Genomic DNA, 11,709 nt, shown 5'->3' with positions numbered 1-11,709 from the left:
ACTATTAACTTCCCGCTAAAATTCCTAAATTCACGCATACTACACTAACTCAACTGATATGAAGAAAATAGTTACCCTTGCTTTCCTGGGCCTGGCTGCTGCATCGCTGGCACAGCAGAAAACCATCAGCGGTTTCTCGTCGGCTTCAGCTGCGCGCGAATACGAGCACGAGCAGCAGTTCGACCAGTCTTTAAGCGCCAAACGCGTGGGCGAGAACATCAAACAACTTTCTGCCGTACCACATCATCTGGGCTCGCCCGGTGGCAAAGCCGTTGCCGAAGCCATCCTGGCAAAGTTCAAAAGCTACGGACTGGATGCCAGCATTGAAACCTACCAGGTGCTGTTCCCTACCCCTAAAACCCGCATGCTGGAAATGACTGGGCCTACCAAATATACCGCCGTATTAAAAGAAATGCCCGTGCCGGAAGATGCAACTTCAGACCAGCCGGGGCAACTGCCCACCTACAACGCCTGGAGCGCCGACGGCGATGTTACCGGCGAACTGGTTTTTGTAAACTATGGTTTACCGGATGATTACGACCAGTTGAAAAAGATGGGGGTTGACGTAAAAGGCAAAATTGTGATTGCCAAGTACGGCCGCTCGTGGCGGGGGATTAAGCCAAAGGTAGCGTATGAACACGGCGCTATTGGTTGCATTATTTACTCTGACCCGAAAGACGATGGCTACGTACAGGGCGATGTATACCCCAAAGGCGCTTACAAGAACGAATACGGTGTGCAGCGTGGTTCGGTAATGGATATGGTGATCTACCCCGGCGATCCGCTTACCCCAGGCGAAGGTGCCACTAAAAACGCCAAACGATTAGACCGCCTTTCGGCGCCAACCATATTAAAGATCCCCGTATTGCCTATCAGTTACCACGATGCCCAACCGCTGCTTGCCGCACTGGACGGCCAGGTTGCCCCGGCAGACTGGCGTGGTGGCCTGCCAATTACCTATCACATAGGGCCGGGTAAGTCTACCGTGCACCTGAAGCTGGAGTTTAACTGGGATATGGTGCCCTGCTATGATGTGATCGCGAAGATCAAAGGATCGAAATACCCAGACCAGTGGGTGATCCGTGGTAACCACCACGATGCCTGGGTGAACGGTGCGAGCGACCCGATCAGCGGGCAATCTGCCATGCTGGAAGAAGCCAAAGCTATGGGCGACCTGCTGAAAAACGGCTGGAAACCTAAACGTACCATTATGTATTGCGCCTGGGATGGCGAGGAGCCCAGCCTGATCGGCTCTACAGAATTTGCCGAAGCGCATGCCAAAGAACTGCAGCAAAAAGCGGTGGTTTATATCAATTCAGACGGAAATGGCCGGGGCTTTCTGGGTGCAGGTGGTTCTCATGCACTGGAAAACTTCGTGACCGAAATTGAAAAAGATGTCACTGATCCAGAAACGCAGGTAAGTTTGTTCGAGCGGAATAAATCGCGGCAGGCGGTAAACGCAGCATCGGCCAAGTCACGTAAAGAAGCCATTGATCAGCAGCATATCCGCCTCGGTGCGTTAGGTTCAGGGTCTGACTATACAGCTTTCCTGCAACACTTAGGCATCCCGACGTTAGACATGGAGTTTGGGGGAGAAGATGGCGGCGGCGATTACCACTCGATATTTGACTCTTATGACGATTATGTTCGGTTTAAAGATGGCACGTTTGTTTACGGCAGAACCCTTGCCTCGGTAATGGGCAAAGCCACCCTACGCATGGCCGACGCAGATGTTTTACCATTCGATTTCCGTTCTCTTTACAGCACTTTAGACCGTTACAGTAAAGAACTGACCGACCTGTCTAATCAGATGCGTGAGTCGACCGCGATAGAAAACCAGCTGATCAAGAGCAACAGGTTTGCCCAGGCTTATGATCCGCAGGATAAACTGCCGCAGCCCGAAGCAAAATCTGAAGTGCCGAACATTGATTTCGCCCCATTAAAAGCTGCGCTGGATTCGTTAAAGAAAAGCACCGATAAATTAAGCATTGCCTGGGAGCAGGCCGCGCAAAACGGTAAGGACCAGGATAAACTGAACAAAATGCTTTACCGCGCCGAGCAGCAGCTGTTATCTGAACAGGGCTTGCCGCGCCGCCCCTGGTTTAAGCACAGCATATACGCACCGGGTTTCTATACAGGCTATGGCGTAAAGACTTTGCCCGGCATCCGCGAAGCTATTGAAGAGCGTAATTGGAACGAAGCCCAGCAACAGATTACTTTAGCCTCGCAAAGCATTACTAAGTTGGCGGGTTACCTGAGCGCTTATTAGAGATTCGAGCCGAGAGCTATTTATAGAACGTCATTGCGATACGCCATCTGGCGGAGAAGCAATCCCAAGTGTACAAAGCCTATTGGTGATTGCTTCGTGCCTCGCAATGACGTTACTGTAAACTAGTTGCTCACTAAATGGCAGGGTGGAGAGAACAGCACAAGATCAAGGCTGCGTTAGGCTGAGCTCAGTGACCTGTCCCGAACTTATTTCGGGAAGAATCTTCTTCCCCTTGAAAAGCGAAGAAGATTCCTCGTTACTCTTTGAAGACAACTAACATTAAAAGTGTACTCTGACGCGCGTTTGTAACGCGTGTCGATAAAGCTGGAGCGATTTAATCGCAAAAAAGTATGAAGCGCCTGTTTGCAAAGCGATCAGTTAAGCTGAAACATGCCTTGTAGTTTACACGCGGCGCCATCCGCAGTGGTTAAAGTTGCGGTAACTTTCAGTAGGTTGTCTTCCGGAATATATTTAATCAACATACCCACTTCGGCGTTCTTTTCAGGGTCGATCATGTTTAGAAACTTAATTTGCCCTGCCTTGATCAATTGCAGTTGCCGGTCTAAAGCCTGCTCCAATACCTCTTTTATCATCTGCAACATACACGCGCCCGGTAGCACGGGCTGGGTCGGGTAATGGCCTTTGAAAATAGCATGCCCGGGATGAAGTACCAACATGGCTTCGATCTGCTGATCGGCATGCTTCAACGCGTTTACGGTATATAAGCTGTCTTTTAACATTGGCTAAGCAACATTAGCGACCAGTATTTATCCTGGTAATTATTAGCGATCAGAATCCGCTTTGGAGAAACGTTGGCCTGTATAGCTAACGCCGGGAATACCTGCCCCTGACTAACTATCTGCGCAGCCAGCCATAAAGCAAAAGAGCTGGCTACAGGGTATTCGCCGCAAAGGTGCTTGTAGTTAGCAACAGGCAGGTTTGCAAACAGGCCACTACTCAGCAAGTCGTAAGGCGCATCGGTTCTCGGGTCGCCATTCCTGCCGGTCAGAACAAGGTCTACCTCTTTTAAAGGGCAACCGGCTTCATCCAGAAATTTCAAAATGTCCTGCTTGATATCAATCGGCTTGTAGATGGTTCGGAACGCATCGAGCCGCGCCAGATCATTTGCCGCAGGTTCTTTTCCTAACACAAAAAAAGCAGCGCCTTCCCCGGCAATGGTGCCGCTTGTGTTGCTGTTATAAAGATCCGTATTTTTGAAATCGCCTTTTTTAAAGATGTTGAAGCGATTGAAAATTGCGTAATTAATATCCGTGATCTCGTCCACGCCACCCGTTAAAACCTCTTTTGCTTCGCCCTCGGCAAGCAGCATTGCGGCATCCATTAAAGCGCTTTCGAACGAAAAGCTTTTGTGAACAAACGTATTGTTATAAGCGTGGCATTTAATGGCGAGGGCAATCTGCGCAGCAACGGTATTGTGGGTCGACTGGATGAACGCCGTCGGCGAAAGCATCTCCTCTTCCATCTCGATCAGCCGGGTTAAAAAGTTACCGCTATCCTCTACACAACCGTAGGCGGTACCGGTAACGATAGCATCCGGCAAGGTGATATTGGCCTGTTGCAGGGCTTCTTTTGCGGCGGCAATACCCATGCGGATCACCCGGCTCATGCGCCTGCTTTGCTTGGGATCAATAAAGGGTTTGTAATCAGGTTCGATCACCGGCAGCCTTGGCTGATCATAGATCACCACATCCTTAAGATATGGCCCTTCGCCGAAAGTGTGCTGCGGAGAGATACAGGTTGCCGATCTAATAAATAGTTTCATCAGGATACTTTAGAAAAAATAAGTGACGAACAATTACCGCCAAAACCGAAAGAATTGGATAGCACATGGTTCAGGCCGGGCGTTTCTTTCAGGTGAGACTCCGGTACGAAGGGTAGTTCTTTCATGGGTGTCACAAACCTCAGATTAGGAAAAATAAGGCCATGCTGTAAAGCTAAAACAGCGAACACCGCTTCAATTCCGCCGCTGGCACCCAGTGTATGGCCGGTATATGATTTAGTAGAACTCATTGGCGGTACTTGCTCGCCAAAAACACGCGATATGGCCGTGCCTTCCGAAACATCGTTATTGGGCGTACCGGTGCCGTGCAGGTTGATATAACCGATATCTTCCGGCTGCAGATCAGCCATTTTTAATGCCCCTTTCATCGCCAGGAAGGGGCCTGTACCCTCTGGCGAAGATGCTGTCTGGTGATAGGCATCATTACTATTATTATATCCACTTAAAACAGCATAAGGCTCCTTTTTAAGCTGCTGTTTCACCTTTTCAGAAACCAGCACCACATACCCCGCGCCTTCGCCCAGGTTTAACCCTTTACGGTTTTCGTCAAATGGCTTGCAAAATTCACGGTCCAGGATCATTAGTGTATTGAAGCCATTTAAGGTAAACCTAGTCATTGAATCTACACCACCCGCGACTACAATATCCAGGAAACCGTTTTTTATCAGCCGGGCACCATAGAAAATAGCATTGGCCGATGAGGAACAAGCCGTACTGATGGTTGTCACATAATCACGAATGCCTAGATGCTCAGCCACCACTTCGGTCACATTGCCGCAGGCGTGATTAACCACATCAGATAACTCGCCTGATTGTTCATCCTTCAAAAAATCTTCAAAGAACTGCTCGGTTTTGTCCATCCCCCCTACAGTGTTGGCAGAGATGAATCCTACCCGAAAGCCATCCATAACCCCCATACCCGCATCATCAATCGCTTCTTTAGCGGCAACCGCACTTAGTAAAGCAGTGCGCGTGATATTTGCCGGCAAGCCCGTCTTTTCCGCAAGCTGCTCATTGGTAAGCTTTACCTCGGCTACAGGTATTTCGCCACGGTGTCTGGTAGCCAAGCGTTCAATATCGCCGATGCCTGCCTGCTCTTTTTTGAGCGAATCCAGGCATGACGGCACGTTATTCCCGATTGCCGAAATTACCCCTAAACCTGCTATGTAGACCTTTGAAGTCATAAATCTTTTTATTCGCCCCTTTTTGTCTTAAATAATTAAACGGACCGATATATCTTATTCAACGTTATTTCATTAAACGGCATTCCTGCTTCGTTTCGCTCCAGAAGATATAAAACAGCCTGGTATTCCTGCCCTATCAATTCTACCCAACCACAAATACAAGCGTTTAAGATGCTATTGTCGAACAAGTAACCGGCTTGCTGCAATAATAGCTCCACATCAAATTGCGGGGAGATATAAAAGGCATGCTCCCCCTTAAAATTATTCCGGATGCAGATCTCGCCGATCACGATGTTCGGAAGCGTGTAAACAAATAACTTGGGGCTGGCAATATCCTGCGCCGACTCCCAATATTTCAGATCGGCATCCAGGCTCGAACTGGCATTCATCAGCAACAAGCCCACTTCTTCTGGTTGGTACTCATCGTGTTGAAAATTGTCTTTCAGCAATACTTCGGCAGCTAAAAAGCCCAGCTTGCTCAGGTTATCCATTTTGTAAAATTTAGGATAATTTATGCCCAGTTGCTGGTACATGGCCAGCAAAGTTTCGTCAATACCAGCGGCCGGTAATGTAAAAAGGGCTTCCCCGTTTTTGCTTACCCTGCTCTGGCTGATACTACAGCTTGCCGTTATAGAAATTCTGCCTGCCAATTTGTTATTTACTTAAAATCATTGCCGCGTTGCAACCGCCGAAGCCGGAAGCTGTTTTAAGGCAATGGTTAATTTTTACTTCTTCCAACTTTGTGGTTACCTGCAAAGGTTTTGTACCGGCATTAGTGAAACCAAGCGTTGGTAAAACAAGGCTATCCTCCATACACTTTAAAGAGATAACTGCCTCTATTAAGCCTGCAGCGCCTAGCGTATGCCCGTAATAACCTTTAATACCGGTCACCCTGCTATGTTGCAACCCTGCTAAAGTTAAGGCATTTGCCTCCATTTCGTCGTTGTAAGGCGTCGCTGTTCCATGGACGGATACCATGTCAATCTCTGAAGCCTGCACGCCTGCTGTTTTAAGCGCGCTGGCAATGGCATCGGCCAGTTCCTGCCCGGTTCTCGACGGGCCTGAAATATGGTTGGCATCATTGGTAATTCCGCCTCCGCTTACCCTGATCCGTCCTTTATACTGCTCGCTTTCCGAAAGGATTACCGTAGCCGCGCCTTCGCCTAAATTTAATCCGTTTCTGTCTTTATCGAAGGGTTTACAAACTTCACTGCTCAAGGCCTGGAACGATTGAAAGCCCGATACCACAAATTTAGAAACCACATCTGCCCCGGCTACCACTACGTTTTCAAACCTGCCTGATTCGATCATTCTTGCCGCGGTCAAAATAGCCATCACGCCAGAAACACACGCATTGCAAATTACAATGGGCTGTGAGGTAAAACCGAATCTTTGGGCGATCAAAGCAGCAGAAGCGCCCAGGTCAACCCGCTTTTTTAGCGCTGAATCATACGGATGATTTTCAATCAGGCTGATGTTGCCCTTCGTAGAGGAGATCACCAGGCCCGTACGTGGATTTCGGGGATCGACGGCTGTGTTCTTTAGCGCGTCTTCAATCGAGGCGATCAATAATTGCTCAAATTTGGTGTATTCGCCCTGTGGAAAATCATCCGGTGCAAAAACAGCGGCAGCGACAGGCATATCCGACAGCCTCTTATCTGTATGAATTTTCACCGCACTTGTTCCGTGTTTTAAACGGTCAAAGTTCTGCGCAGTGGTTGCTCCCAATGGCGAATAAATGTTATCAGCAATAATATAAACCTGTTTAGCCATCGGCACTTTAATCGTTATCTGCAGGGATAAATATCTTCATTTCACAAGTGGCCAGCACCTGGTTATCCTGGTAAACCTTACCTGTAATTACGGTAACATCAAAAATTTGGTTTTCAATACGGATCTCGGTCGTTAAAACAGAGCCTTGCTGCGGCAGCGCAAAAACTTCAAAATCTTTAACAGCACCGATAAAGCCTGGCCGCACCGGCTGACCACTTGCCCGGGCAATATAACCCGCGTGAGCAGCTGATGTTTGTGCGATATTTTCTAAAAGTCCACCAGCAGAAAGGTACCCGCCTTCTAATAATACATGATCTTCCGGTATCGTGAAACTTGACCGGGCAGAGGTATCATCTGCAAAAACAAGCTCGTCAACCAACACAAAAGGTGCTTTTTGCGGGATAAGCGGAGTGGCATCAACCGGGAACATAGTTTTAAGTGTACAGCCCTCCGTTTATAGAAAGCACCTGCCCTGTAATATAACCCGAATCCGGCGAAGCTAAAAAAGCTACTGCATGGGCCACTTCTTCCGGTGTGCCGAAACGCCTTACCGGGATCATCGCCTTTAATTCTTTCTCGTCCAGGCCCTCAGTCATATCTGTTCTGATAAAACCTGGCGCTACAGCGTTAACCGTTATATTTTGCCTGCCAACTTCCTGCGCCAGCGCTTTGGTAGCTCCGATTACACCCGCTTTTGCAGCTGAGTAATTGGTTTGCCCCGCATGGCCTTTAATGCCAGAAAGTGAAACCACGTTGATAATCCGACCATGCTTACGGTATAACATGCTGTTTAGTACCAGGCGCGTGGTATAAAAAAAACTATCGAGGTTAGTCTGAAGTACGTTGCTCCATTGCTCGTCCGTCATCCAGGCGAATAAACTATCCTCGCGGATACCGGCATTATTCACCAGCACTTCAATATATTTTTCGGTGTTCGAATCAATCCATTTTCCTAATACGTCCTGCACCTGTTCTTTCGAAGAAACATCAAAAGGCAATAGTTCGCCCTCGCCGTTAATCTGCCGGATAAGTTCCAGCGTGCGGGTAGCTTCTTCTGCATTGCTCTTGTAGTTGACCAGCACATAATAGCCTTGCTCTGCCAGTTTAAGGCAGGTAGCGCGGCCAATGCCTCGTGATCCCCCGGTTACCAGTGCGCACTTCATATCAATTCTGTTGTATAGAAGTTAAAGCGTCGGTTTGTTCTAAATAAGCCCGCACCTGTTTTAAGTCTTTATATTTTGGCTGGTCTTCCACAAATTTTGGAAATATAGCCCGTACCTGCTGGTAAACATCTGCCGAGACTGACGATAGCTTTTCCTGGCAACCCAGGTAATCGATCGCTTGCAGGATGGTCATTAACTGAATAGTTAACACCTCGAAAGTATTGTCGATCACCTTTTTTGTCATCAAAGCCGCGTTGCAACCCATGCTCACAATATCCTGGTTGTCGTTATTATTCGGGATGCTATGTACATACATCGGAAAGGAGAGCGACTGGTTTTCGGCCACGGTAGATACTGCGGTGAATTGCACGCCCTGCATCCCAAAATTCAAGCCAAGCACACCCAGATTAACAAACGGAGGAAACTTTTGGTTAAGCTTGTTATTCAGCAGGTAATTCAGCTGGCGCTCAGATAGCATGGAAAGTTTGGTAATGGCAATCTTCAGCTTGTCCATTTCCAGCGAAACATAATCACCATGGAAGTTACCGCCGTGGAATACGTTCTGGTTATCATGATCAATCACCGGATTATCATTCACCGAATTTAACTCGTTTACCAGCACTTCTTCTGCCTGGCGGATGGTATCATAGATAGGGCCCAGCACCTGGGTAACACAACGCAGCGAGTAGTATTCCTGTACTTTGTCTTCAAACACTTCCTGGTCCAGGTTATCCGGGTTGTATAAATGTTCAGTCCGGTTCCTGATCAGCTTACTGTCTTTTAAAACTTCGCGCAGCTGCGCACCGATCTCGTTCTGCCCGCGGTGCAGTTTTACGATGTTCAACTCGTAAGAGAAATGATCGTCATAAGCTTCTACCACTTCGTTTACCATCGCCGAAAGCAATACCGACCATTGCAGCAGCTTTTCTGCCCGGATGATATTCGTCATACCGATACCTGTCATGGCGGATGTACCATTCAGCACGGCCAGACCTTCACGGGCATGTATGGTAAGCGGTTTAATACCAAGTGAAGCATATAGCTCTGCAGCCTCATGGATCTTGCCTTCGTGATGCACCTCGCCCTCGCCGATTAACGCCAGCCCTAAATGAGCCAGTTGAACCAGGTCGCCGCTTGCGCCTACACCGCCATGCTCATAAATGCAAGGTGTAATATTTTTATTGATCAGCGTAGCCAATAGTTCTACCAGCTCTGGATGCACGCCCGAACGCGCCTGCATAAAACTGTTGAGCCGGGCCACCATTAAAGCCCTTACCAGGTGAGGCGGTATCAGGTTACCGCTGCCTGATGAATGGCTGCGAATGAGGTTGTACTGTAACTGTAACAAATTTTCGTCGCTCACCTTGTATTGTGCCATTGGGCCAAAACCGGTATTAATGCCGTAAATGAGCTTATTTGCAGCAAATTGCTTTAAAAATTTATAATTAGCGCTAACCTGTCCTAAAGCGGCTTCGTTAAGCGATAGCTCTTCCTGAGCATATATAATACGAGCAAAGTCTTCTGTACGAAGCTGACTTTGACCAATGTTCACCATGGGCAAATGATTACAGATAATAAATGAGGGCTAAGTTAGGAAATTATTGGTGCGTACCCAATTAGTCCCGCTCCTAAACAAATTTTTGAATCGCTCTGCAAGTGATAATGTAAAACAGCTACCAATGAAATTAACCATTGAGCATATTTCAATTACCCATTGATTACATTATTATATCAATAATTTATAAATGGCTTAAATTTCGTAACTCATCATTTAATCGCTTATAATTGTGATAACCGATTAGGTTAACGCTCCATGCCCCCGATACTGTTCAGACAAAAACTGCTTTTAGGTTTTTTGCCCGTCATTGCTATGATGATGGGTATCGCATGGTTTTCGTATAAAACCGTCGAAGAATCGAGGCAGGCAAGCGACCTGGCAGAACAAAGTATACTCATCATCAGCAAGGCACATAGTATTTCTTCCAAAACTGTTAAATGGCAGCATCACGAACGGACAAACAGCCAATGGAGGGGGCCAAAAGCAGCTATAGATTCAGAGCTGCATGCGCTGCAACTATTGGTGAGTGACAAGCCTGCCCAGGTTTACCGGTTGAAAAAACTTGGATCGACCATCGCATTACTGGACTCTTTAAACAGCGACGCGCAAACCGCAGAGCCCTTCTCCCGCAAGCATCACCGGCTGGACTCTGCCAACACCGTCATTAGCGAAATGGTGAACACCTTTATCACCAATGAAGAGAAGCTGCTGACGGTTAGCCAGAAACGCAGTGACCGCCATATCACTAATGCCATCAGGCTAATCTTTATCTCGTCCTTTGTTACCATAGCCACCGTCATCAGCCTGATTGTATTCACTTTACGCACTTTCAGGGCAAAAAGAAAATTACGGGAGGAACTGCAACTTTCTGAGCGGAAGTTTTATCATGTTTTCAACGATTCGGGTATCGGAATGGCAATTGTTTCATTGGAAGGCAAATGGCTGCAGGTAAACAATCACATCAGTAAGATACTCGGTTACTCTGCCGATGAATTAATGGCCAAAACTTACCAGGAGATCACTTATCAGCCGGATATGCCCCTTGACGATATGATGGTTGCACGGGTACTGAAGGGTGAAATGAATACCTGTAAGTTTGAAAAGCGCTACTACCATAAAAACGGGCAGTTGGTTTGGGTCTTGCTCACCGTATCCCTTATCTATAATGAAGATGGCACGCCGGGCTTTTTTGTATCGCAACTGGAAGACATCAGCGAAATCAAAAAGATGATCAGCGAGCTGGAAATGAAGAACAAATCGCTGGTGAGGATTTCTGAAGACCTGAAAGGAAAAGTGAGCCAGTTGGAAGAGTTTAACCGCATTGTTGCCCATAACCTCCGCGGGCCGGCCAGCAGTATTGAAATGATGCTAAGCATGCTGACGGATGCAGAAACCTCCGAAGAAAAGGATGAACTGATGCACATGATCCTGGTTTCGAGCAAAACGCTGAATACGACGCTGAATGATCTGATGCAGATTCTGGAGATCAGGCTGAACCATGATATTCCTTATGATATCTGCGACTTACAGGAAATAACCGATAAAACCTCAAATCTGCTGCAAGGCGAGCTGCTAAAGGCCAAGGCATTAATCCAAACCAATTTTAAGGTTCCGACAGTAAGCTTTCCTAAAATATACTTAGAAAGTATTTTCTATAACCTCATCAGCAACAGCATTAAATACCGTAAGCAAAACCAGCCTGCTACTATTTTCATCTCTTCAGAACCACTTGCAGGGCAGGTGCGCTTAACTTTCCAGGACAATGGCATCGGAATAGACCTGAATATGCATGGCAAAAATATGTTCAAGCTTAACAAGGTATTCCATAAAGGATATAACAGCCGCGGCGTGGGGCTGTTCATCACCAAAAATCAATTGGAAACCCATGGAGGGTCTATCCGCGTTGAAAGCCAGCCTGGTGTAGGTACCACATTTATCATCTATTTAAATCAAACATAAAA

The 11,709-nt window shown here is 47.3% G+C and carries 10 protein-coding genes; 2 read left to right on the top strand and 8 right to left on the bottom strand.

Annotated elements, in window-relative coordinates:
- Window positions 1–58: 58 nt before the first annotated feature.
- Window positions 59–2,269 (top strand): transferrin receptor-like dimerization domain-containing protein, encoded by a 2,211-nt coding sequence (locus tag MUY27_RS12680; protein WP_245130403.1) that lies wholly within the window; start codon window positions 59–61, stop codon window positions 2,267–2,269.
- 374 nt (window positions 2,270–2,643) lie between these two features.
- On the opposite strand, the gene MUY27_RS12675 is transcribed toward MUY27_RS12680, so the two are convergent.
- Genes MUY27_RS12675 through flxA form a run of 8 tightly spaced genes read right to left on the bottom strand, consistent with a single transcriptional unit; the run spans window position 2,644 to window position 9,745 of the window.
- Window positions 2,644–3,009 carry an ApeI family dehydratase gene (locus MUY27_RS12675; RefSeq protein WP_245130402.1) on the bottom strand — a complete coding sequence of 122 codons (366 nt, stop codon included), beginning with the start codon at window positions 3,007–3,009 and terminating at the stop codon, window positions 2,644–2,646.
- On the bottom strand, window positions 3,003–4,052 hold the full coding sequence (locus tag MUY27_RS12670; protein WP_245130401.1) for a beta-ketoacyl synthase N-terminal-like domain-containing protein: 1,050 nt from the start codon (window positions 4,050–4,052) through the stop codon (window positions 3,003–3,005). Before MUY27_RS12670 ends, MUY27_RS12675 begins: the two co-directional genes overlap by 7 nt.
- Complete coding sequence (locus tag MUY27_RS12665) at window positions 4,052–5,254, bottom strand: beta-ketoacyl-[acyl-carrier-protein] synthase family protein (protein ID WP_245130400.1); 1,203 nt, start codon at window positions 5,252–5,254, stop codon at window positions 4,052–4,054. The genes MUY27_RS12670 and MUY27_RS12665 overlap by 1 nt, the downstream gene beginning before the upstream one ends.
- A 35-nt stretch (window positions 5,255–5,289) precedes the next feature.
- Window positions 5,290–5,904, bottom strand: coding sequence for a hypothetical protein (locus tag MUY27_RS12660; protein WP_245130399.1), 615 nt, complete (start codon window positions 5,902–5,904; stop codon window positions 5,290–5,292).
- 4 nt (window positions 5,905–5,908) lie between these two features.
- Window positions 5,909–7,027, bottom strand: coding sequence for a beta-ketoacyl-[acyl-carrier-protein] synthase family protein (locus tag MUY27_RS12655; protein ID WP_245130398.1), 1,119 nt, complete (start codon window positions 7,025–7,027; stop codon window positions 5,909–5,911).
- Window positions 7,028–7,034: 7 nt separating this feature from the next.
- Window positions 7,035–7,457 carry a hotdog family protein gene (locus MUY27_RS12650; protein ID WP_245130397.1) on the bottom strand — a complete coding sequence of 141 codons (423 nt, stop codon included), beginning with the start codon at window positions 7,455–7,457 and terminating at the stop codon, window positions 7,035–7,037.
- 4 nt (window positions 7,458–7,461) lie between these two features.
- Window positions 7,462–8,190, bottom strand: a complete 729-nt coding sequence (flxB, locus tag MUY27_RS12645) for a flexirubin biosynthesis SDR family reductase FlxB (protein ID WP_245130396.1) — start codon at window positions 8,188–8,190, stop codon at window positions 7,462–7,464.
- A gap of 1 nt (window position 8,191) precedes the next feature.
- Window positions 8,192–9,745, bottom strand: coding sequence for a flexirubin biosynthesis tyrosine ammonia-lyase FlxA (gene flxA, locus MUY27_RS12640; RefSeq protein ID WP_245130395.1), 1,554 nt, complete (start codon window positions 9,743–9,745; stop codon window positions 8,192–8,194).
- A gap of 258 nt (window positions 9,746–10,003) precedes the next feature.
- Between flxA and MUY27_RS12635 the strand changes: the two genes are divergently transcribed.
- Window positions 10,004–11,707: a sensor histidine kinase gene (locus MUY27_RS12635; RefSeq protein ID WP_245130394.1), complete on the top strand. Its 1,704-nt coding sequence runs from the start codon at window positions 10,004–10,006 to the stop codon at window positions 11,705–11,707.
- The last annotated feature ends 2 nt before the right edge of the window (window positions 11,708–11,709 follow it).

Origin of the sequence: Mucilaginibacter straminoryzae, from assembly GCF_022953055.1 — a bacterium.
Taxonomy (GTDB): Bacteria; Bacteroidota; Bacteroidia; order Sphingobacteriales; family Sphingobacteriaceae; genus Mucilaginibacter; species Mucilaginibacter straminoryzae.
The sequence above is the reverse complement of the archived record's forward strand: the minus strand, read 5'-3'. Positions and strand labels throughout refer to the sequence as shown.

What these genes read in the sequence shown, in the direction of transcription:
- MUY27_RS12650 (WP_245130397.1), bottom strand. Translation starts at nt 7,457, where the DNA reads ATGTTCCCGGTTGATGCCACTCCGCTTATCCCGCAAAAAGCACCTTTT.
- flxB (WP_245130396.1), bottom strand. Translation starts at nt 8,190, where the DNA reads ATGAAGTGCGCACTGGTAACCGGGGGATCACGAGGCATTGGCCGCGCT.
- MUY27_RS12680 (WP_245130403.1), top strand. Translation starts at nt 59, where the DNA reads ATGAAGAAAATAGTTACCCTTGCTTTCCTGGGCCTGGCTGCTGCATCG.
- MUY27_RS12655 (WP_245130398.1), bottom strand. Translation starts at nt 7,027, where the DNA reads ATGGCTAAACAGGTTTATATTATTGCTGATAACATTTATTCGCCATTG.
- MUY27_RS12635 (WP_245130394.1), top strand. Translation starts at nt 10,004, where the DNA reads ATGCCCCCGATACTGTTCAGACAAAAACTGCTTTTAGGTTTTTTGCCC.
- flxA (WP_245130395.1), bottom strand. Translation starts at nt 9,745, where the DNA reads ATGGTGAACATTGGTCAAAGTCAGCTTCGTACAGAAGACTTTGCTCGT.
- MUY27_RS12675 (WP_245130402.1), bottom strand. Translation starts at nt 3,009, where the DNA reads ATGTTAAAAGACAGCTTATATACCGTAAACGCGTTGAAGCATGCCGAT.
- MUY27_RS12670 (WP_245130401.1), bottom strand. Translation starts at nt 4,052, where the DNA reads ATGAAACTATTTATTAGATCGGCAACCTGTATCTCTCCGCAGCACACT.
- MUY27_RS12665 (WP_245130400.1), bottom strand. Translation starts at nt 5,254, where the DNA reads ATGACTTCAAAGGTCTACATAGCAGGTTTAGGGGTAATTTCGGCAATC.